The organism is Methylomonas sp. EFPC3, assembly GCF_029643245.1.
GTDB lineage: Bacteria > Pseudomonadota > Gammaproteobacteria > Methylococcales > Methylomonadaceae > Methylomonas > Methylomonas koyamae_B.
The window spans coordinates 538,119-560,027 of sequence record NZ_CP116398.1 but is presented as its reverse complement, the minus strand read 5'-3'; the positions used below and the strand labels follow the sequence as shown (position 1 = coordinate 560,027).

General features: G+C 57.1%; 22 protein-coding genes. 7 read left to right on the top strand and 15 right to left on the bottom strand.

Going from position 1 to position 21,909, the window contains the following annotated elements; translation table 11 throughout:
* Positions 1–4: 4 nt before the first annotated feature.
* The 6 genes from PL263_RS02495 to ettA form a co-directional block, all read right to left on the bottom strand.
* Entirely contained in the window at positions 5–1,195 is a 1,191-nt protein-coding gene (locus PL263_RS02495) for an ATP phosphoribosyltransferase regulatory subunit (protein ID WP_278211558.1), read from the bottom strand.
* 73 nt (positions 1,196–1,268) lie between these two features.
* Positions 1,269–2,123 carry a protease modulator HflC gene (hflC, locus tag PL263_RS02490; protein ID WP_278211557.1) on the bottom strand — a complete coding sequence of 285 codons (855 nt, stop codon included), beginning with the start codon at positions 2,121–2,123 and terminating at the stop codon, positions 1,269–1,271.
* Between the two features lies 1 nt (position 2,124).
* Positions 2,125–3,321 carry an FtsH protease activity modulator HflK gene (hflK, locus tag PL263_RS02485; RefSeq protein WP_278211556.1) on the bottom strand — a complete coding sequence of 399 codons (1,197 nt, stop codon included), beginning with the start codon at positions 3,319–3,321 and terminating at the stop codon, positions 2,125–2,127.
* 166 nt (positions 3,322–3,487) lie between these two features.
* Positions 3,488–4,753 (bottom strand): ribosome rescue GTPase HflX, encoded by a 1,266-nt coding sequence (gene hflX, locus PL263_RS02480; RefSeq protein WP_278211555.1) that lies wholly within the window; start codon positions 4,751–4,753, stop codon positions 3,488–3,490.
* Between the two features lie 11 nt (positions 4,754–4,764).
* On the bottom strand, positions 4,765–5,007 hold the full coding sequence (gene hfq / locus PL263_RS02475; RefSeq protein ID WP_054758645.1) for an RNA chaperone Hfq: 243 nt from the start codon (positions 5,005–5,007) through the stop codon (positions 4,765–4,767).
* A 197-nt stretch (positions 5,008–5,204) separates the two neighbouring features.
* Complete coding sequence (ettA, locus tag PL263_RS02470) at positions 5,205–6,869, bottom strand: energy-dependent translational throttle protein EttA (RefSeq protein ID WP_278211551.1); 1,665 nt, start codon at positions 6,867–6,869, stop codon at positions 5,205–5,207.
* Positions 6,870–7,019: 150 nt separating this feature from the next.
* Between ettA and PL263_RS02465 the strand changes: the two genes are divergently transcribed.
* From PL263_RS02465 to PL263_RS02445, 5 genes are read left to right on the top strand one after another with little or no spacing between them, the layout of a single operon-like run.
* Entirely contained in the window at positions 7,020–7,709 is a 690-nt protein-coding gene (locus PL263_RS02465) for a TatD family hydrolase (protein ID WP_278211549.1), read from the top strand.
* Positions 7,702–8,451 (top strand): tRNA threonylcarbamoyladenosine dehydratase, encoded by a 750-nt coding sequence (locus PL263_RS02460; protein ID WP_140912549.1) that lies wholly within the window; start codon positions 7,702–7,704, stop codon positions 8,449–8,451. The genes PL263_RS02465 and PL263_RS02460 overlap by 8 nt, the downstream gene beginning before the upstream one ends.
* Positions 8,448–8,852: a hypothetical protein gene (locus PL263_RS02455; protein WP_278211547.1), complete on the top strand. Its 405-nt coding sequence runs from the start codon at positions 8,448–8,450 to the stop codon at positions 8,850–8,852. The genes PL263_RS02460 and PL263_RS02455 overlap by 4 nt, the downstream gene beginning before the upstream one ends.
* A gap of 51 nt (positions 8,853–8,903) precedes the next feature.
* The gene (locus PL263_RS02450) at positions 8,904–9,833 is read left to right on the top strand and encodes a methyltransferase domain-containing protein (RefSeq protein WP_278211545.1); all 930 of its coding nucleotides are present in this window, start codon (positions 8,904–8,906) and stop codon (positions 9,831–9,833) included.
* A gap of 11 nt (positions 9,834–9,844) precedes the next feature.
* Positions 9,845–10,237, top strand: coding sequence for a hypothetical protein (locus PL263_RS02445; RefSeq protein ID WP_278211544.1), 393 nt, complete (start codon positions 9,845–9,847; stop codon positions 10,235–10,237).
* 25 nt (positions 10,238–10,262) lie between these two features.
* Here the strand turns inward: PL263_RS02445 and PL263_RS02440 are convergent, their stop codons facing one another.
* From PL263_RS02440 to PL263_RS02410, 7 genes are all read right to left on the bottom strand, one after another.
* Positions 10,263–11,390 (bottom strand): carboxynorspermidine decarboxylase, encoded by a 1,128-nt coding sequence (locus tag PL263_RS02440; RefSeq protein WP_347568930.1) that lies wholly within the window; start codon positions 11,388–11,390, stop codon positions 10,263–10,265.
* Positions 11,384–11,983, bottom strand: a complete 600-nt coding sequence (locus PL263_RS02435) for a 5-formyltetrahydrofolate cyclo-ligase (RefSeq protein WP_278211543.1) — start codon at positions 11,981–11,983, stop codon at positions 11,384–11,386. The genes PL263_RS02440 and PL263_RS02435 overlap by 7 nt, the downstream gene beginning before the upstream one ends.
* A complete protein-coding gene (miaA, locus tag PL263_RS02430) occupies positions 11,976–12,914 on the bottom strand; it encodes a tRNA (adenosine(37)-N6)-dimethylallyltransferase MiaA (protein WP_278211542.1) in 939 nt (312 codons plus the stop codon). The genes PL263_RS02435 and miaA overlap by 8 nt, the downstream gene beginning before the upstream one ends.
* A complete protein-coding gene (gene mutL / locus PL263_RS02425) occupies positions 12,915–14,792 on the bottom strand; it encodes a DNA mismatch repair endonuclease MutL (RefSeq protein ID WP_278211541.1) in 1,878 nt (625 codons plus the stop codon). It lies immediately after the preceding gene.
* Positions 14,793–14,890: 98 nt separating this feature from the next.
* Positions 14,891–16,432, bottom strand: a complete 1,542-nt coding sequence (locus PL263_RS02420) for an N-acetylmuramoyl-L-alanine amidase (RefSeq protein ID WP_278211539.1) — start codon at positions 16,430–16,432, stop codon at positions 14,891–14,893.
* Between the two features lie 35 nt (positions 16,433–16,467).
* Positions 16,468–16,938 carry a tRNA (adenosine(37)-N6)-threonylcarbamoyltransferase complex ATPase subunit type 1 TsaE gene (gene tsaE, locus PL263_RS02415; RefSeq protein ID WP_140912542.1) on the bottom strand — a complete coding sequence of 157 codons (471 nt, stop codon included), beginning with the start codon at positions 16,936–16,938 and terminating at the stop codon, positions 16,468–16,470.
* Positions 16,935–18,398: an NAD(P)H-hydrate dehydratase gene (locus PL263_RS02410; protein WP_278211537.1), complete on the bottom strand. Its 1,464-nt coding sequence runs from the start codon at positions 18,396–18,398 to the stop codon at positions 16,935–16,937. The genes tsaE and PL263_RS02410 overlap by 4 nt, the downstream gene beginning before the upstream one ends.
* Before the next feature lie 187 nt (positions 18,399–18,585).
* On the opposite strand from PL263_RS02410, the gene queG reads away from it, so the two are divergent.
* Together queG and PL263_RS02400 are read left to right on the top strand one after the other, a co-directional pair.
* Positions 18,586–19,653, top strand: coding sequence for a tRNA epoxyqueuosine(34) reductase QueG (gene queG / locus PL263_RS02405; RefSeq protein ID WP_278211535.1), 1,068 nt, complete (start codon positions 18,586–18,588; stop codon positions 19,651–19,653).
* Positions 19,654–19,709: 56 nt separating this feature from the next.
* Positions 19,710–20,210 carry a putative metalloprotease CJM1_0395 family protein gene (locus PL263_RS02400; protein WP_278211534.1) on the top strand — a complete coding sequence of 167 codons (501 nt, stop codon included), beginning with the start codon at positions 19,710–19,712 and terminating at the stop codon, positions 20,208–20,210.
* 62 nt (positions 20,211–20,272) lie between these two features.
* On the opposite strand, the gene PL263_RS02395 is transcribed toward PL263_RS02400, so the two are convergent.
* Positions 20,273–20,542 (bottom strand): PilZ domain-containing protein, encoded by a 270-nt coding sequence (locus PL263_RS02395; RefSeq protein ID WP_278211532.1) that lies wholly within the window; start codon positions 20,540–20,542, stop codon positions 20,273–20,275.
* Positions 20,543–20,604: 62 nt separating this feature from the next.
* Entirely contained in the window at positions 20,605–21,831 is a 1,227-nt protein-coding gene (locus PL263_RS02390; protein WP_278211530.1) for an NrdH-redoxin, read from the bottom strand.
* Positions 21,832–21,909: the final 78 nt, after the last annotated feature.

Here is a 21,909-nt window from a genome sequence, read left to right as displayed (position 1 = left end):
AACCTTAAACTAATGGTTTAACGACCCAGCGTTGATTCTGATTTTGTAAAACTGCGTTGCAGCCCAGTTGAGCGGCCGCATCGGTTTGCCCCGGCAATTGCTGTATGACGACCTCGCCCTGAGCACGTAAATCTCTGATGGTTTGCAGCAGATCGACATCCTCGCCGAACGGCGCATAAACCACTTGTCTGGCACTATCAATATCCTGGAACATGGCTGCCAACACCTTAAGATCGGCACTAAACCCGGTAGCGGCTCGAGCCCGGCCGAAACGTGCCCCGATATTGTCGTAGCGGCCGCCGCGGGCGATCTCCTTACCCAAAGCCGGCACGAAGGCGGCGAACACCATACCGGTGTGGTAATGGTAACCGCGCAATTCCGCCAGATCGAAACTGACGCTCAAGCTGGGAAAATCGCGCCGCAGTCTGTCGGCTATGCCGCGCAAGTCGGTCAAGGCATCTCCAATGATGCCGCTACAGGGCAAGCCGGCGAACAAACCGTCGGCCTTGTCCAATACTTCTCTACCGCCGTTCAATTTAGGCAACGCATTGAAAATGGCCTGGAAGCGTTCGTCAAGCGCAAAGCCGGCCAACAATTCCACCAATTCCGTTCTGGCTTTACGCTGCAACACGTCGAACAATTTCGACTCCTGTTGCTGGTTCAAACCGGCGTGCTCGGCCAGCGCCCGATAGATCGCGACGTGGCCCAAATCCAAATGTACGTTTTGCAGCCCGCTGATCGCCAACATTTCCAGCATCAAGCGGATCACTTCGTAATCGCTTTCCAGTCCGGCGTGGCCGTATAGTTCGGCGCCGATTTGCATCGGGCTGCGGCTTTTTTCCAACGGGTCGCCTACGGCGTGCAACACGGTTCCGGCATAACACAAGCGGGTAGGACCGTCGTGCTGTAGATGGTGGGCGTCGATGCGGGCGACCTGCGGCGTCATATCGGCGCGTACGCCGAGCATTTCACCGCTAAGCTGGTCGGTCAGCTTGAAAGTCTGCAGATCCAAATCGTGGCCGGAACCGGTGAGCAGCGAGTCCAGGAAATCCACGAAGGGCGGTATCACCAACTGATAACCCCAACAGGCAAAAGTATCGAGCAGAGTTCTGCGCAATTTCTCCAAATGCGCGGCTTGCTCCGGCAGTACCTCGCCGATGCCTTCGGGCAACAGCCAGTTGTCTTTTCTTTGCATTTTTTGTCTATCCCAATCACAGCAAACGCCCCGCAGAGCGGGGCGTCTGATCATGCAGCTTCAGATTGATGGTTTATTTCTGATTTTTGAAATATTTGAAGAAGTCCGAGTTCGGCTCCAACACCATGATGTTGCCGGACTTGCCGAGGGTTTCCTTGTAAGCGATCAGGCTACGGTAAAAGGCGAAAAACTCGCTGTCTTCGCCATAGGCCTTGGCAAAAATATCTGCCGCTTTGGCGTCGCCTTCGCCTCGCAATACTTCAGAGTCCCGGTAAGCGTTGGCCAGAATGATTTCGCGTTGTTTATCGGCGTCGGCACGAATCCGCTCTGCAGCCTCGGAGCCTTGAGAACGAAATTCCCGAGCCACCCGCGCCCGCTCCGCTTCCATCCGTTGATAAACCGAGGTACTGACCTCGTTCGGCAAATCGATGCGCTTGACCTGCACGTCGATAATATTGATACCCAAGCGGGAAGCATGCGGCGATACGTTGGTGATCAGCGAATCGCGAATCGCGCTACGGTCGGTCGAAACCAGCTGCCTGATTTCGCGTTTGCTGAATTCGCTACGCGCCGCGTCCTTGATGATTTGATCCAAGCGGATGTTGGCTTGGCCTACGTCGCCACCGACTGTGGTGTAGAAAGTTTTGACATCGCCGATTCGCCATTTGACGAAGGAGTCGACGATGACGTTTTTCTTTTCCGCGGTCAGGAAACGCTCCGGCGTCGCATCCATGGTCAGGATCCGGGCGTCGAATTTCTTGACGTTATTGATAAACGGTATCTTCAGGTGCATGCCGGGCTGAAAATCCGCCCCGACGATTTCACCCAATTGGAATTTGATGACTCTCTCGGTTTCGCCGACGGTAAACACCGACATCGACAAAATGACAGCCAGCGCGGCGACGGCTACTAATATCTTGTTTCCCATGTTAGCGTCCTCTCACATCGCGTTCGCGGCTCGATGCGCGTATATCGTTTCTGATCTCTTTAGCCTGAGGCGCAGGAGCCGCAACCGGTTCGTGCGTCGCAACCGGCGCCGAAACCGCGTCATCGGCGGCCTTGTTCACCAATTTTTCCAATGGCAGATACATGATGTTGCTGCCGGACTTGACATCCACCACCACATTGCTGGATTTGCCCAGCACCTGTTCCATGGTTTCGATGTACATACGCTGTTTGGTCACACCCGGCGCTTTTTTATACTCGGTTAATAACTGCGAAAAGCGGCTGACGTCACCATCAGCTTGGGCGATGGATTTTTCTTTATAGGCTTCGGCTTCCTGCACGATACGCGATGCAGCACCGCGTGCTTTAGGCACCACGTCGTTGGAATAGGCCTCGGCTTCGTTGATCAGGCGCTGCTTGTCTTCGCGCGCCTTGATGGCGTCTTCAAAGGAACCTTGCACCTGCTCCGGCGGCTGTGCATCCTGCAAGTTGACGCTGGTGATCAATATGCCGGTCTTATAGGCATCCATTACCGATTGAATTTCAGTTTTGATTGCGGCAACGATTTCGCTACGACCTTCGGTCAGCACAAAATCCATATCGCTACGGCCGATCACGCCGCGTTGCACGCTTTCGGTAACTTGCTTCAAGGTCGAAGCCGGATCGAGAACGTTAAAGGCATAATCCTTGGCGTCTTTGACTTGGTATTGCACAGCCAAACGCACATCGACAATGTTCTCGTCTTTGGTCAGCATCATCGCCTCTTTCGGCACCGAGCCCATAGCCTGCCCACCGCCGGAACGGTAACCGACCTCGATGAAGCGTTGCTGTTCGACGTTGATAACTTGCACTTGCTCGATCGGTGACGGGATATGCCAGTTCAAACCGGGCTGCGTGGTAGCAACGTAAGCACCGAAACGGGTGACGATGCCGCGGGTACCCTCATCGACGGTATAAAGCCCGCTCAAACCCCATAATGCCAGCGCGCCGGCAGCCAAAAAACCGATGCTTTGCATCGACGGGCCATTTGAAGAACTGTCGCCACGTTTGCCGCCGCCGAAAATACCGCCCAGTTTGTCCTGCAGGGACCGGATTACTTCGTCCAGATCGGGAGGATTATCCTTTTCGTTACGACCACTCCAGGGGTCTTTTTTATCACCGCCGGGCTCATTCCAAGACATACCAAACGCTCCAAAATTGGATTTGCAAACTCAAAATTCGGCTCACCGAGTAACGCAAAGCCGGAATTATGTTTCGAGAACGGTGCACCGCTTCCGAAAGCGGGCCATTCTATCTCAAATTACCATTAACCGAGAAAATAACTAGGTATCGAAAACGGTTTCCGGATCAGGCTAGCGCTTCGACCCGGATATGTTTCAACAGGCCCAAATGCTTTTTATCGATTTCTATTGTCAACTCGCAGTCGCCGTGGTCGTCGGTGACATCGTTTATTATTCTGACAAACGCAAACAGCTTGGCTTTCAAGCCGGCCTGCCCTGCCGGCAGATAGCATTTGCGGATCACTTTGCTGCTGGCGAACAGTTCATTCAATGCCTGTTGCAGCAAATCGCAGCCGACACCGCTCTGCGCCGATATCCAGACGCTGACCGGCCGACCGTCGGCGTCGTAATCGATATGCGGTTCGAGATCGTCGAGTAAATCGATCTTATTGAACACCTTCAGCTGCGGTATCTTGCCGGCACCGATATCCTCCAACACCTGGTTGACCTGGACAATGGTGTCGTCGCGATCTTCCGCCGCCGCATCGATCACGTGTAGCAATAAATCGGCCTCGGCCGCCTCCTGCAACGTGGAACGGAACGCCGCAACCAATTCGTGCGGCAAATGGCGGATGAAACCTACCGTATCGGCCAGGATGATCTCGCTACCGTTTGCCAACGGCAACTGCCGCAGAGTCGGATCCAAGGTCGCGAACAACTGGTCGGCCGCATAAATCCCGGCTCCGGTCAATGTGTTGAACAAGGTCGATTTGCCGGCGTTGGTATAACCAACCAACGACACGGTGGGAATTTCCGCCTTTTTCCGCTTACTGCGGCTTTGATGGCGCTGCTTTTCGACTTTCTCCAGACGCTGCTGGATTTGCTTGATCCTGACCGCCAGCAAACGCCGGTCGGTTTCCAACTGGGTTTCGCCGGGACCGCGCAAGCCGATACCGCCTTTTTGCCGCTCCAGGTGGGTCCAACCGCGAATCAATCGAGTAGACAGATGCTTCAACTGCGCCAGCTCGACTTGCAACTTGCCTTCGAAGGTCTGCGCGCGCTGCGCGAAAATATCCAGAATCAAGCCGTTACGGTCGACCACCCGCACTTCCAGTGCCTTTTCCAGATTGCGCTCCTGGCTGGGCGACAAAGGATGATTGACGATGATAATGTCGGCCTGGAGTTCGGCTAAGGCTACCTTGATTTCGTCGAGTTTGCCGATGCCGACGAAATATTTGGGGTCCGGCCGGTGGCGGCTGCCGGTGACCACATGAATCGGTTGGGCACCGGCGGATTTGGTGAGTTCTTTCAGCTCGTCGAGATCTTCTTGTCCGACTTGCAAATTCAGGTGAACGAGTATCGCCCGCTCGCCCGCATCGGGACGTTCAAACAAAAATAAACCTCTTAGCTCTCGTCGCTAGGCTCGGCATCACGGTGCATATTGACGTTCTTGCCAGGGACGATGGTGGAAATGGCGTGTTTGTAAACCATTTGGTTGACGGTGTTTTTCAGCATCACCACATACTGATCGAAAGAATCGACGCGACCTTGCAGCTTGATGCCATTCACCAAGAAAATCGACACTGGGGTATGCTCTTTTCTCAGGGCGTTCAAAAAATTGTCCTGCAAGTTTTGTGCTTTCGACATCCTATTTCTCCTTATTATTGTTCGGTGCGCTATTAATACATTAACCGCTACAACCACCGATTTCAACCGGACTGCAGCGGCTTAAGAAAAAACTAAAATCAAGTTTGGGACAAACCAGCGCTATTTCAAGTTCAAGGCCCACATTAATTGGCTATCGGGTCCGCCGCCATTGTCGGCAACGAACCCTTAACCCCGACTTAGCCGATTTTTTTGTATTTGATCCGGCGCGGATTATCGGCGTCGGTTCCCAACCGGCGATGGCGGTCGGCTTCGTAATCGGCGTAATTGCCTTCGAACCAGACCACCTCGCTGTCGCCTTCGAACGCCAGCATATGGGTGGCAATCCGATCCAGGAACCAGCGATCGTGCGAGATCACCACAGCGCAACCCGGAAAGCCCAGCAACGCCTCTTCCAGTGCTCGCAAAGTTTCGACGTCCAAATCGTTGGTCGGCTCGTCGAGCAGCAAGACGTTACCGCCGCTTTTCAATAGCTTGGCCAAATGTACGCGGTTGCGTTCGCCGCCGGACAAGTCGCCGATGCGTTTTTGCTGATCCGCCCCCTTAAAATTGAAGCGCCCGCAGTAAGCGCGCGACGGCGTTTCGTACTTGCCGACCGTAATCATGTCCAGACCGTCGGAAATCTCTTCCCAAACAGTTTTATTGTTATCCATATCATCGCGGAACTGCTCGACGTAGGACAACTGCACGGTTTGGCCGAAATTAAACGCACCTGAATCCGGCTGTTCCATGCCGGCCATCATTTTAAACAGCGTGGTTTTACCGGCGCCATTCGGGCCGATAATCCCGACGATGCCGCCCGGCGGCAATTTGAAGCTCAAATTGTTGATCAACAAGCGATCGCCGAAGCCTTTACTGATATTATCGGCATCAATCACGACGTCGCCCAGGCGCGGTCCGGGCGGAATATAAATTTCCTGAGTCTCGTTGCGCTGTTGCACTTCCACCGACGACAACTCTTCAAAGCGGGCCAGACGCGCCTTGCTTTTGGCGTGACGGCCTTTCGGATTCTGCCTTACCCATTCCAATTCGGCCTTCATGGCTTTCTGGCGAGACGATTCCTGCTTCTCCTCCAGCTCCAGACGTTTTTCCTTCTGTTCCAGCCAGGACGAATAGTTGCCTTCCCAAGGAATACCCATACCGCGGTCCAGTTCCAGAATCCAGCCGGCGACGTTATCCAGAAAGTAACGGTCGTGGGTTACCGCAACGACGGTACCGGTGTAATCGTGCAGGAAGCGCTCCAGCCAGGCAACCGATTCGGCATCCAAGTGGTTGGTCGGCTCGTCCAGCAACAGCATATCGGGTTTGGACAGCAACAAGCGGCACAACGCGACGCGACGCTTTTCGCCACCGGACAGCTTGTTGATGTCGGCATCCCAATCCGGCAAGCGTAGCGCATCGGCGGCGATTTCCAGTTGCCGATCCAGGTTATGGCCATCACAAGCGTTGATGATGTCTTCCAATTTGGCCTGTTCGGCGGCCAATTTATCGAAATCGGCGTCCGGATCGGCATAGGCCGCGTAAACCGCATCCAGTTTTGCCAACGCATCCTTGATGTGCTGCACGGATTCTTCGATGATGCCGCGCACGTTTTTGGTCGGATCCAGCTGCGGCTCTTGCGGCAAATAGCCGATGTTAATGCCCTTCAGCGGAATCGCTTCGCCTTCGATTTCCTTGTCAACGCCGGCCATGATCCGCAGCAGCGTCGATTTACCGGAGCCGTTCAGACCCAACACACCGATCTTCGCCCCCGGAAAAAACGACAGCGAGATGTCCTTCAGGATGTATTTTTTAGGCGGCACCACCTTGCCGACCCGGTTCATGGAGAAAATATATTGCGCCATTGTTTCTCTGTTGCGAAAAATAAACCGCTATTATACCTCGCTGCATGGAATTTCAAGCCGGCCATTTCAACTCCGGGAACTTGAGGTTCCGCAATCGAAACCGCCGCCATAGTTGCCGGCGCCGAGCTTTACCGAATCGCTGCCTGTCTCATGCCTGTATCTGCACCATTCATTGATATCCATAGCCACGGCAATCGGCAGGACGCGGCTTGGCAGATTCTCAGCCTGGACATATCGGAAATTGCCGAACTGCCGCCCCTACTCTCGGCCAGCAACCACCAGTATTTCAGTATCGGCACCCACCCTTGGAATATCGACCGACAAGACCAGCAACGCAACTGGCAAATCCAGCATCGCCTTTGCAATGACCCGCGCGTGCTTGCCGTCGGCGAATCCGGCCTGGATAAATGCATCGATATTCCTTTGGAACGTCAAACTGCGGTATTCCAAGGCCAGATCGAATTGGCCGAACAGATCGGCAAACCGTTAATCGTTCATTGCGTGCGTGCTTACAACGAACTAATTCCGTTAAAGAAATCGGCGAGGCCGAACCAAGCATGGCTCGTGCACGGCTTTACCGGCAAACCGGCTTTGGCCGAGCAACTGCTGAGACACGGCTGTTACCTGTCGTTCGGAAAATACCTGCTCACACCCGGGCATCCCTCGCGAAAAGCGCTGTTGATCACGCCGCTGGAGCGCTTATTCCTGGAAACCGACGCCTCGACCCAGCTTTCGATTAGCGAAATCTATAACGAAGCGGCTAAAATCCTCGGTTTGGACATCCAAACCCTGCAACGCCGAATCGTTGCCAATTTTCAAAGAGTATTCCTGCATGACTGATTTAAGCTGGCTGTCCCGTACCGAATTGCTGATCGGCAAACCCAAGCTGGATAAGCTCCAGCAATCCCATGTCTTGGTGGTGGGCATGGGCGGCGTCGGCTCATTTGCTGCCGAGTTCATCTGCCGGGCCGGGGTTGGCGAGATGACCATCGTCGACGGCGACGTGGTTGATCCCAGCAACCGCAACCGCCAGCTGCCGGCGCTGGCGACGACCCACGGCCAGTCCAAGGCCGACATCATGGGCGAGCGTTTATTGGCGATCAATCCGGATTTGAAACTGCACATCCGCCACGAATTCATCACCCCGGACACCGCCGCCGAACTGTTGAACACCCATTACGATTACATCGTCGACGCCATCGACAGCCTGACGCCCAAGATTCATTTAATCCGCGCCGCCAAAAGCCGCAAGATGAAGATCGTCAGCTCGATGGGCGCCGGCGGCAAGATGGACCCGACCCATCTCAAGGTGGTGGATATTTCCAAGACCTATAACTGCCCGTTCGCCCAGTTCATCCGCGTCCGCTTGCGCAAACACGGCATCAGTCGCGGCGTGAAAGTGGTGTTTTCGCCGGAAGTGGTAAATAAAGATTCGTTGATGTTCACCGACGGCAGCAATTACAAAAAATCGGCCTACGGCACGATTTCCTATTTGCCGGCGGCGTTCGGCGGGGTGTGCGCCTCGGTGGTGATCCGCAACCTGATCCACGATCCGGCCCACAGCCATAAACATCAAGTATGAACAACCATAAACCCAGCGGCAGCGGCATGACGGTCGGCTTTGCCCAAAGCAGCCGACTGCGGGAAATGCGCGAAAAAGCGTTAGGCGCCACAGCGCCCTCGCCTGCTCCCCAAACAACAAAGCCCGAAACCAGCCCGAATGACGCCAAGCTCAGCCCGGAATTGCTGCTGGCCCGGCGCTTGATCGATCAGCGCCTGGCCGAGTTGCTGGCGACCTTGCCGGCCGGCAAGCAAAACAGTTTGTTCCGCATCCGTTTCGGCCTGGAACTCAGCCAAATCAAAGCGTTGCCGATTCGACAGGTGTTCGGCAAGCTGAAGATTGCCGACCCGCAATTGCCGCCGCAGTCGCCGGCCATGAAGCGCATCGGCGATCTGAATTATAATGGCCAATCTTGCGGCTAATACCGCGCCGCCCTTTTGCTTTTAGCCCGTTCCCACGCCGTCCAGCCATTCATGTCAGCCACGATTTATACCCTAGAACCGAACCAGGATTACCGCGACCAAAGCCTGCGCCACGGCGCCGAGCTGTCCACCGCCGAACTGCAAGCCGACGCGGCCAAGCATTACGACGACTGCTATCACGATTATCTGTTCGCCTGGTGCAACCGCGACAACCTGGCCTTGCACTACGGCTATTGGGACGACGCCAAACCTTACGACCAGCACCAGGCCCTGCTCAATAAAAACCAGGTGCTGTACGAAAAAGCCGGGATACAGCCCGGCGACCACGTGTTGGACGCCGGCTGCGGCATCGGCGGCAGTACGATCTGGATGGCCAAACAGCACGGCAACCGGGTCACCGGTATCACTATCAGCGCCAAACAGGCCGACTATGCCCGCGACCACGCCAAGCGCCACGGTGTAGCCGAGTCGGTGGATTTTCAAGTGGCGGATTTTTGCGCGACGCCGTTCGCCGATGCCTCGTTCGATGTGGTGTGGGCCTTGGAAAGCTCCTGCCACGCGTTGAATAAAGGCGATTTTTTAGAGGAAGCCTGGCGGGTATTGAAACCGGGCGGCCGCATTGTGGTCTGCGACGGCTTTGTGTTGCAACGCCAGTTCAGTCCCGAGCAATGGCAAGCCGTCGTAACCTGCCTCAACGGCTGGGCCGTACCCAATTTGTGCAGCCGCGACGAATTTACCGGCCTATTGCAACAACAAGGTTTCGCCAACATCGTTTGCCACGACATCACCGCGCAAACCCAGGCTTCGGTCGAGCATATGTACAAGGTAGCCAAACGCCTGAAACCGGTCCAAACTATCAGCCAATGGTTGGGGCTGCGTTCCAAGGCCCAAACCGCCAATTATTTGGTCGGCTTAGCACAGTACCAATTGTTTACTGAAAAACTGACCGAATACTGCATTTTTACCGCGTACAAAAACTAAAAGAGCCGTTCATGTTGTTACCGCGTTTGAATTGGATACCGTTGCTGGTGTGCCTGGCCGGCTGTGCCAGTGCGCCGACCAACAGCGGGATGGACAGTTTCGCCGACTATGCCGAGTCGGTGTTCCGCCATCAAAACGCCATCATCAGCCGGTTGATGATGCTGAGCGATTCCGATCTACTGCCGGATAGCGATAATTTCGAAGATACCGAACAGGCCATGCACGACGCCTGCCATCTATTGAATGAGTACGCAGAACACGAGGCGGACGGCGAGAGCATGAGCTTAAGATTCAAAGCCAAAGTTCGATCCAGTATCGAGGGCTGCGACGCCAGCGTGCAGAAAATGGAAGGGTTATTGTCCAATATCGACCCATCGCCAGTCCCGCCGCACGGCCAACGCTAAGCGCCACGCTTTATCCAAAACCGGCTTACCACTGCCGGCGATAATCGGCATAATCGTAACGTTTCTGCAATGTTAACCCGGACCGGTTCCAGGTATAAACATCCGGCAAATTGTAGCCGTTGAACCGGTTGGCCTTGATCAGGGTATAAGCACCGACATCGGCAAACACCAATTTTTCGCCGACTTCCGGAACGCGATCGAAACGGTATTCGCCGAACACGTCGCCGGCCAGACAAGTCGAACCGGCCAAAATCGCAGACTGACCACCCTCGGTAACTTCGTCCAATAAACGCGGCCTGATTTGGTACTCGAACACCTCCGGATGGTGGTTGATCGAGGTATCCAGCATCAACACCTGCTTGCCGTCGCTGACAAAGCGGTCCAGCACCGTCGCCACCAAATAACCGGCGTTACCGACGATGGCCTTACCCGGCTCCAAATACACCTCAATGGCAAACTCCGAACGCAGCCCGGCGATCAGCTCGGCCAGCGAGTCAAGATCGGCGATATCGTGGTACAGATAACCGCCGCCCAGATTCAGCCAGCGCAGTTGCCGATTGCGTTCCAGAATGGGCCGCAAGGCTTGCACGGTCGTTTGCAGCGGCGCCAAATCGCGACAAGAAAACACGGTATGGAACTGCAAACCCGCGACGCCGCCCGGCACGCCATCCCGCAACAACTCGATATCGACGCCGAGCTTGGAATGCGGCCGGCACGGATCGAACCGCCGATCCGCCGCAAACGGCAATTTGGGATTAACCCGCAAGCCCGGCGAATAATGAGGGCTCAGACCGGATAATCGCTGGTGCTGCGACAAGGAATTGAAACTGATATGACTGCACAGCTCTGCCATTTCAGCAAATTCGTCTGGACGCAGACCGGGCGTGGTCAAATGAATGCTTCCCTGATCAGCCAAAATTTCGTGCGCCAGCTTGGCTTCGAACAAGGAGCTGACCGAGAAGCCGTCGACTTGCGGTTTGATCAATCCCAACAGATGCGCCAAAGGCAAGGCCTTGATCGCATACAACACCTTGCCGCCGCTCGCCGCGCGCAATGCCGATAACGGTTGTAAATTGGCCAGCACCTGCGCTTCATCCAACACAAAAGCCGGAGAGCTGGAGACGTGCCGTTTCAGTTCGGCAGCATTCAACATCCGGCTCTGCCCCGGCCCGAATAAACCGCCTGCTCGGTGACAACAAAGTCCATGAAAACATCGTGCCGGTCCATCGCAACCGCGGGTACCAATTGCGCCTCGTAGCAGACCGCCGCCAACACCACGTGGGGCCGCACACAAGCCAATAACCGGTCGTAATAACCGGCACCGTTACCCAAGCGTCCGCCCTGCCGATCGAAAGCCACACCCGGCACGATGACGGCGTCCAGTTCCTCGGCGCGAACCTGCTTTGCCGGCTCCTGCCAGCGCTCGCGCGGCGGTTCGAGAATATTCCACATGCCCGGCCGCAACTCGTCGAGCGCTTGCAAACGCCAAAGGCCCAATTGCTTCTGGCCTGAAGCATCGACCGTGCAATAGGGCACGACGATACGCTTGCCGCCGACCAGTTCGGCGGCGACGGTCGGTAAAGTCCGCACTTCCGAGCGACAATGCAGATACCACATCACGGTATCGGCGGCCTGATACCAGGACTGCGCGATAACCCGGTTGCAGATTTCAATGCTCAGCGTTTCCTTATCAGGCTGGGCATTGCGGGCAGCGTAAGCGATTTGGCGTTGGTTAGCTTTATCCACGTTCGCGGCAGTGATGTAACGCTTGTTGTAGCAGATCGGTGGAGCCGCTGATCAAATGGCAGGCGTCCTGCTCCTTGCGTAGCCAAGTAAATTGACGTTTGGCCAGTTGCCGGGTAGCGACGATGGCTTTGTCGCGCATTGTCGCCAGATCGTATTCGCCGTTTAAATAAGACCAGGCTTGGCGGTAACCGACGCAGCGGATCGACGGCATGCTTTCGTCCAGATCGCCGCGTTGCCATAATGCCCGGACTTCTTCGAGAAAGCCCAGCTCCAGCATTGAATCGAAACGCTCGGCGATTTTGTCGTGCAAGGTTTTGCGTTGCTCCGGCGCGACGATCAGTTTGATAAAGCGGTAAGGATGCTCATCTTGTTGCTCGGCACCGAAAAAACTGGATAACGGCCGGCCGCTGATTTCGTAGACTTCCAGCGCGCGCTGCACGCGCTGGGGATCGTTGACGTGAATGCGCGCCGCCGCTTGCGGGTCGACTTGCGCCAAGCGGGCATGCAGCACTTCCTTTCCCAGCGATTCCAGTTCCGCGTCCAGCCGCTGGCGAATTTCCGGATCGGCTTCCGGCAACTGCGCCAAACCCTGGGTCAGCGCATTGAAATACAGCATTGTGCCGCCGACCAGCAACGGCAGTTTGCCGCGCGCGGTGATGTCGGCCATCAACTCCAGCGCGCGGTTGCGGAATTGGCCGGTGGAAAAGGCTTCACTGGGATCGAGGATATCGATCAAATGATGCGGCACGCCGCCGCGCTCGGCCTGGGTCGGCTTGGCGGTGCCGATGTCCATCCCGCGATAGACCAGCGCCGAATCGACGCTGATGATTTCGGTGTCTAAGGCCTGGGCCAAGGCCACGCCTAACGCGGTCTTGCCGGAAGCGGTCGGCCCCATCAGCAAGATGGCGCCCGGTTTTTGCAATTCGCTCATTTATTGGCCGCGCATGAAAAACCGGTCCAAATCTTGGTGGCTCAACGCCACCCAGGTCGGCCGACCGTGGTTGCATTGGCCGATGCGCTCGGTTTGTTCCATGTCGCGCAACAAGGCGTTCATCTCTTCGATACTAAGTTTGCGTCGAGCCCGCACCGAACCGTGGCAAGCCATCGTCGCCAGAACTTGGTTGATGCTTTCCTGGGCTTTATGGCTAACGCCATGGGTTGCCAGATCGGCCAACATATCGCGCACCAGTTGGTCGACGTCGGTTTTCGCCAGCAAGGCCGGCGTTGCCCGCAACACCACGGTTTCCGGGCCGGAACGATTGATTTCAAAACCCAGAGTCAGGAAAAACGCATGCTCTTGCTCGGCCAGATCGGCCTCGGCGGCCGTCACTTGCAATTTGATCGGCAACAATAGAGGCTGCGAAACGATGGCCCGGTTGTGGTAGTGCTGCTTCAAGCGCTCGTAAGTCACCCGCTCGTGCGCCGCGTGGGCATCGACCAAAATAATGCCGTTGGCGGTTTCGGCCAGGATGTAAATGTTGTGAATGTGGGCCAAGGCAAAACCCAATGGTGGCATGACCGAATCCGTCGCTGCCTGCGGCGCCGGCACTGACTCGTTTTTTGGATAAAGTTTGGCGTAGGCCTGGATTTGCTCGGCAACGTCGGCCGCGCTAGTTCGTTCCGGCTGCAGCCGGTAAGCGCCAAACGTTGGTGGCGCAGCAGTGCTTGCATTGCCGGCGGTTGGCGCCGGAAACGTCATCGGTAACGCCGTTTGCTGATTCAAAGTTGGCCGCTGCGGCGCTGACGCCGGCACGGTTTCCGAAAATTCGGCAACGGTTTCGATCCGTTGCGGTAACGGCTGAGAACCAGGCCGCTGCTCGGCCAGACTGCGATGCAACGCCTGAAACAGGAAGTCGTGCACCATCCGCCCTTCCCGAAACCGTACTTCCAGTTTGGTTGGATGGGCATTGACATCGACCAGCGCCGGGTCCAATTCCAGATACAAGACAAACACCGGATGGCGGCCATGGTAGAGCACGTCCTGATAAGCCTGCTTGACGGCATGAGCGACCAGCCGGTCTTTGATCAAGCGACCGTTGACGTAGAAAAACTGCATGTCCTGCTGGCTGCGGGAAAAGGTCGGCAAGCCCACCCAACCGTGCAGACGCAAGCCTGACGCGGCGTACTCGATCTTGACGCAATTGTCGACGAAGGCCGCGCCGCAAATCGCCGCGATGCGTTTCTCCTGGGCGGCTTGGCTGTCCGCCGATTTCAGATTCAACACTTCGCGCTGATTGTGGTTCAGGACAAAGCCGACATCGAACCGGGCCAGGGCCAGTTTCTGGATCAGGCTCTCGATATGGCCAAATTCGGTTTTCTCGGCTTTTAAAAACTTGCGCCGGGCCGGGGTGTTGTAAAACAGGTCGCGGACATCGACGGTGGTGCCGGGCGGATGCGGGTCGGGCTGCGGGTCGAAATTGCGCTCGCTGCCGTCGGCGCTGACTTGCCAGGCGCATTCGGCGTCGGCAGTGCGGGAAATCAAGGTCAGCCGCGCCACCGAACTGATGCTGGGCAAGGCCTCGCCGCGAAAGCCCATGCTAGCGACGTGTTCCAGATCTTCCAGCGAGGCAATCTTGCTGGTGGCGTGCCGCGACAGCGCCAGCGCCAGATCGTCCTTGACGATACCGCAGCCGTTGTCGCGAATTTTGATTTGGCGAATCCCGCCCTGCTCGACATCGATTTGAATCTGGGTGGCGCCGGCGTCGAAACAGTTTTCCACCAATTCCTTGACCACCGACGCCGGCCGCTCAACCACCTCGCCGGCGGCGATTTGATTGACTAATTGCGTGGGTAAAGCGTGAATCCGCATCGAGGCGCCCGAAAAAAAGCGCGTATTTTAGCGGATCAAAACGAAACGGGGCGAAATGATTCGCCCCGTAACGGATCAGACAATCGGCAACGGATGCCTCAGCTATCGCGCGGGATTTGCAGCACCTGACCGACGCGGACGTTACCGTCGTTCATCGAATTGGCCAGACGCAACGCCCGCATCGACACACCGTAGTGTTGAGCGATGCCGGACAAGGTCTCGCCGCGGTTAATCACGTGCTGGGTTTGGCCGGCGCCACCGGCAACCACCGAAATGGCTTCGGCCGGCGCCGCGTCGTTGTCAGCCAGCAAGGCTTTGGCCTCGACTCTTGACTTGGCCGCCGGGGTCGGTAGCGGCCGTTCGTCCGGTACGGAATTGAGCGCCACCATCCGCGGCGCCTTGGCGGAACGGTTCAATTGCGCCATCAACGTATCGGCCGGCGCATATTGTTTGAAATGGCCGACGATGCCGTTGAACACCGCCGCCGCCATTTTGTATTGGTAGGCTTTGCTGGTCAGGCGCCGCTCTTCTTCCGGATTCGAGATAAACGCGGTTTCGACCAGAATCGACGGAATTTCCTGAGATTTCAACACGACAAAGCCGGCTTTTTGCACCGCGCTCCGGTGCAAATGGCCCACGCCTTTCACGCTTCTCAAGACCTTATTGCCGACGTTCTGGCTGGCTTCTTTCGCGGCCTTGCTGGACAAATCCATCAAGACCGAAGCGAGCGTTTCATTACGGTCTTCGCCGGCTCCCGCCGCGCCGTCGACCGCGTTTTCGCTGGCAGCCAACCAACCGGCACCGGCACTGGAAGCGCCTTTGGTGGCCAAGGTATAAACCGAAGCGCCGTGGGCCTGGCTATCGCTGAAGGCGTCGGCGTGGATCGACACGAACAAATCGGCTTTGGCGGCGCGGGCGATCCGGCGGCGTTCGTCCAATTTGACGAAATAATCGCCGTTTCGGATCATCACCGCTTTCATACCCGGCTGGGCATTGACCAGATTTTCCAGATTCCTGGCGATCGCGAACACCACGTCTTTTTCCTGGGTGCCGTTCGGCCCCTGGGCGCCGACGTCTTTACCGCCATGACCGGCATCGATCGCCACGACGATGTTACGGCCTTTGGCTTTATTGGCCGTCTTCATCGCCACCGGTTTGATTGCCATTTCGGATCTTTTCGGCGATTTTTCCGGCGCCGGTAGCGGCGGCATCGCGGCAGTGGCGGTTTTCTCGCGGACTAAAGCCACTGGTTCGCCCGCGGTCGGCAGCGGTTTGGCTGCCAGATCGACCTGCAAGGCATTGCCTTGCATCACGACTTTGGCATCGGCATCCGCTTTCAACTCAACCACTACCCGTAAATCGCCGCTACCGCGCATCGCACTGCGGGCACCGGCAAATAACGGATGGTCGGCCGGCGGTTGACTGACGGCTTGCGCCAGTTTTGCGCCGGTGAAATCGACTACCAAGCGGCTCGGGCTTTTCAACACGAAAGCGTGATGACGCGCCGGGCCGGACAAGTTGAACACCACACGATCCGCCGAGGTATAGCTGACCGCGCCTAACTCGGCCTGGGTCGCCGCTGCCGAAACGGCAGGCAACAACAAGCCCCAAATCCAGAAAATTCGATAAATTCGCTGCATAACCGACGCGACCGCTAATGACAAGATTGTTTAGATTATAGCAGTAGGTCTTTGTTTTTCCAGTTTAGTTTAATTGTTCCGGCGCGATTTTGCGCTAACACATTGATTTGCGCGACACGTTGCTGTCGCGCATACTGCAAACCGATCTCGATATCCGCCGGCGGCAATACCCCCTGCCCCATTTCCGGCCACTCGATGCAGCACAATGCATCTTGCTGTAAATAATCGTCGATACCCATCCACTCCAACTCTTCCGGATCTTTGAGCCGATATAGATCAAAATGGAACAGCCGCCGGCCGTCGATTTCGTATTCCTCGACCAAGGTATAAGTCGGACTTTTCACCGCCCCGCGATGGCCTGCCGCCCGCAGCAAACCCCGCATCAAGGTGGTTTTGCCAGCTCCCAATTCGCCGCGCAAATACACCAGGCATTTTTCAGGCAAGGCCTGCCAGAGCGCGGCGCCCAAGGCTTCGGTGTCTTCGCTGCTTTCCAAATCGATGTTCATCTATTCAATAACTCCCTGATACGTGGCGGCAAATCGCCGGCCAGCAAGCCGCGTTCGCCGAATTCGGCGGCGAGACTATCGGCCGCGGCGGCATGAACCTGGGCGCCGGCCAGCGCGGCTTTATCTAACGAAAAACCTTGGGCGATCAAGCCACCAATCAAGCCGGCCAAGACATCGCCCATACCGCCGCTAGCCATGCCCGGATTCCCGGCAGCGACGACATAGTGCTGAGAGCCATCGCCGATTAAAGTCCCGGCGCCTTTTAACAACGCGACGCCGCCATAACGTTGCTGCAGCGCGGAAACCGCCGCAAACCGGTCCTTGCCGACCTGCCGGGTATCGCAGTTCAATAGCCGCGCCGCTTCGCCGGGATGCGGCGTCAGCACCCAGTTATCGCGTCTGGAATTTCCAAGCGCCAATAGATTCAAGCCGTCGGCATCGACCACGCAGGGTTTGCCGGCCGCCACGGCGCCATCGAACATGGCCTGGGCCCAGGCATCGCGGCCCAAGCCCGGACCGACCACCACGACATCGGCTTTGTCCAGCATTTGCTCCAAATCGCCGGCCTGTTCCACCGCCCGACACATCAACTCCGGCCGGGCAATATTGACCCAGGCGCTATGCGCGGCCCGGGTGGCGACGCTGACCAAGCCGGCACCGGCTCGCAGCGCCGCTTCGGCGGCAAGGCGGATCGCTCCGGAATAGCCGTGGTTACCGCCAATCAACAACACGTGGCCGAACTGGCCTTTGTGCCCGCTACGTTGACGCTTGGGCATACCGATATTTTTCAGCAACAGCGAAGCCGGCTCGACGCCGACCAGCAATGTGCCGATTTCCAAATCGGCACAAACCACTTCACCGCGGCAATCGGCCGCCGCACCGGTATACAAACCTTGTTTGGGGCCGATAAAGGTCACAGTCAGGTCAGCAACCACCGCCGCCCCCAGGATGCACCCGGTATCGGCCTGCAAACCGGACGGTACGTCGACCGCCAGCACCGGACCGACGGCGGCATTGATGGCGGCTATCGCCGGCAAATAGGCTGCCGCTACGTCGCGGCTCAAACCGATACCGAACAAGGCATCGACGACGACACCCTCTATCTCGGAAAGGCCGGGCTCAAAATCGGAAACGCAACCGCCGGCCTGCAAAAAATCCCGGTAAGCGCCGCTAGCGTCGGGGGGTAACTTGTCCGGATCGGCCAGACTGTATACCGCGACCCGGTAGCCGGCCTGATGAGCCAGACGCGCCACTTCGTAACCGTCGCCGCCGTTGTTGCCGCCGCCGCAAAACACCGTCAGTTGCCCACAGTCGGCCCAACGCTGCCGAATCTGCCGGAATAAAGCGCTGCCGGCCCGCTGCATCAACTCCCGTCCCGGAATGCCGAGGCCTTCGATAGCCCGGCTTTCGGCGCTACGAATTTGCGCTGTTGAATAAAGAGCTTCAGTCGAAATCTGCATGTTTTGTCCGGAGCGCAAGCGAGTTCCGCGAAATCAAACCGTTGAAAATTTGGTTGTCATTCTATCGCCAAACCGGCCATGACCGGCGGAAATCGCTAAAGTTATGCCACAATGCTCTCCCGAAAAAATGCCGGGACTGCCGTTACAATCTGCGGTCGGCACTGTTCCAACCTTTGTTGAATAAACTATGCCAGCACCCGCTCCCGTCGATACCGAACAATTAGTTTGCCTGATCAAACAATGGGGTATGGAGCTGGGTTTTCAGCAAATCGGCATCAGCGATACCGACCTGCATCAGGCCGAAGACCATCTGCAAAACTGGTTGGATCGAGATTTCCACGGCGAAATGCAGTACATGGCCGCGCACGGGCTGAAACGCAGCCGACCGGCGTTGTTGCAGGAAGGCACGCGCAGCATTATTTCAGCCCGAATGGACTATCTGCCGGAACCCTCGGCCCGAAGCCACAGCCTATTGGCCGATCCGGCCGCCGCCTTCGTCTCGCGTTACGCTCTGGGCCGCGATTACCACAAAATTTTACGCAACCGCCTGCAGAAATTGGCCGATCAAATCGCGACAGCCATCGGCCCGTTCGGCTACCGCGCCTTCGTCGACAGCGCTCCGGTGCTGGAAAAGGCCATCGCCGAGAAAGCAGGCTTGGGCTGGATCGGCAAACATAGCAATCTGATCAACCGCCGCGCCGGTTCCTGGTTTTTCCTGGGCGAAATCTATACCGATTTGGAACTGCCGGCCGACCAGACGGCAAGCAACCACTGCGGCGACTGCCGGGCCTGCCTTGATATTTGCCCGACCCAGGCCATCGTCGCCCCCTACCAGGTCGACGCCCGCCGCTGCGTATCCTATCTGACGATCGAACTGCATGGACCAATACCGGAAGATTTGCGTCCGCTGATCGGCAATCGGATTTACGGTTGCGACGACTGTCAGCTGGTCTGCCCCTGGAACCGGTTTGCCAAACTCAGTGCGGAAGTCGACTTTCGGCCGCGCCAGCGTTTGGACAGTGCGACGTTACTGGAGTTATTTGCCTGGGACGAAGCGGAATTTTTACAAAAAACCGAAGGCTCGGCGATCCGCCGCATCGGCCATCAACGCTGGCTGCGCAACATCGCCACCGCACTGGGTAACGGCCGGCCGGCGCCTGAGGTTCTGGCCGCATTGAACCGACGTCTGCACGATGCCTCCGATCTGGTCGCAGAGCACGTCCGTTGGGCGTTAAGCCGTTTGACTGGCGCTTGAGTTTTAACGGAGAAAGCGTATATTTGCGAACCAGTTTAAGCTTTTCGGTGACGAGCATGCAGGTAACCGCCGCGTCGAATACATACCATGTCTACGCCCCGCAAAGCCGTTCTCCGGCCGCTGCCGCGCCGAACAAACCCCAACCCTCCGCCAACGCCGAGACAAACGGCGAATTGAGCCAAGAACAACGCCAGCTGGTTGAAAAGTTAAAAGCCCGCGACCGCGAAGTCCGCGCCCACGAACAGGCGCATCTGAGCGCGGCCGGCAACCTCGCCGTCAGCGGCGCCAATTACGATTATGTGACGGGGCCGGACGGCCAACGCTACGCCAGCGGCGGCGACGTCAGCATCGACGTATCGGCAGTGGCCGGTGACCCGCAGGCGACGTTGCTGAAGGCCGATACCATCCGCCGGGCGGCACTGGCGCCTGCGAATCCGTCGGCCCAGGATCAGAGCGTAGCCGCCAGAGCCACGGCGATGGCGAACAAAGCCCGGGCTGAGTTGCTGAGCCTGCAAGGCTCTGCAAACGGCGGGACTACAATCGATTTAAGCGCCTGATTGCTAACTGCCTGAGGACGCTAGCCGGAACGGCCGGGACCATCGAGCAAGCGCGAACGGTATCAATCTCTGCTGCAAAACTCGACGGCAAAACCGGAATCCGGATCGATACGAACCACCCTGACCAACTGCACCGGAGCGTCGTCAAATTCCGTGGTTTGGACTTCCAGTACCGTACCAATTGGTGGAATCAGCGCTTTATCGCACTGCAAAAACAAGCCGGTTTCCGAAAAATCCCGCATTTCGACGATATTCTCCACCGACTCGGGAACGATCAATTTGATTTTGGCGCGGTGTTTTAAACGCGGATGCCTGCGCTTATTGTCAATCACGAATTCTCCTGAATTCTGCTTAGAATTTAAGCCGGTCCAAGCCGGCCACGAGCCCGCTATGCTTAGCCGCCGCGGGCAAACAAATACATGCCCAAGCCAACCATCACTGCGCCGCTGACCAATTTCAACCAACGGCCGTGGTTGCGCTGCAAGCGCTGTTGGCTCAATGTTACGATGCCCAGCGCCAACACCACAATATCGTCTAGCATATACGCCAGATTATAAAGCAGCAAATAGCCGTAATAGTCCCAGCCTTGTAACTGGCGCAAGGTCAATATTCGCGTATACAAAGCCGGAAAGCCGGAGGTGCAGAATAATTCGACGATTTGCACCAACACCGCCAGCAGCACTGCACCGACCAACGCGCCCCACAGGTTTTCCGCCTGCAAAATCCGCCGGATCCGCGCATAAATGTCAGGCTTGGCCGCTTGCGGGATCGATAACGACGGACCGACACCCAGGGCCCAGAAATCCTTCAGATTCAGCGCACCGGCGGCAACGGCAATGGCTGCGATCGCAATTTCAGAGGCGCGCGACAAACCTATCCATAAAAACAGGTTCAACCATGCCGCCATAAACACGAAGTAAGCCACGCCTTCAACCAAGACGAAGGCCCCGGCGACCGCCAGCATTCGCGGCCGGTTCCGCATCGGCGCCAGCATCGATATCATCAACAGCAACACCCACATCGAACACGGATTGAATCCATCCAACAGTCCCATCGCCACGGTAAACGCCGGCAGCCCTACCCGGTCCAGCGCCACCCGTTTCCCCAGCACGGCCAGTTCGAACGGCTTAGGCTGCGCCGACGGATTGGCGGCATTGCCGGCTTCACAGGTTTGCACGGTTTCCACCTCGCAACTTCCGCTTGCCTCCTCGGCGGCGGCCGGCGGGCCTGTCTCGGCTAACGCCTCACGCAACAACAGGTCGCCGGTTTCGGCCGAATAGCCTATAACCAGCTTCCCGCCGACCCGGAAGGTCGGCAGCCTTAGCGGCGCTGGCGGATTCTGGGCTGCGGCCAGGGTTTGCAAGCGCTGCCAGGCGTCGGGCTCGCGGCTGACATTGCGGATCACGATGTTTAACTGCGGTCGTTCCCGTTGCAAATCGGCCAAAAAAACTTCGGCGCGTTCACAATGCGGGCAACCGTCGCGCACGAAAGCTTCGATATCGGCTTGGGCAATCGGCGCCGAATACGCCGAATTGACCCAAACCAAGGCCAATAGCCAAAGCCGGAACCACAAGCTCAGCCTGGACGATTGCGTTTGAAACTTTAGTACTGCAGCGGCCATAACCGTTTCTCCCCTACCAACAGCTGCCAGCCGAAGTCGCAGCCACCTCGATTTTGTTAGATAATATCAGGCCAACCG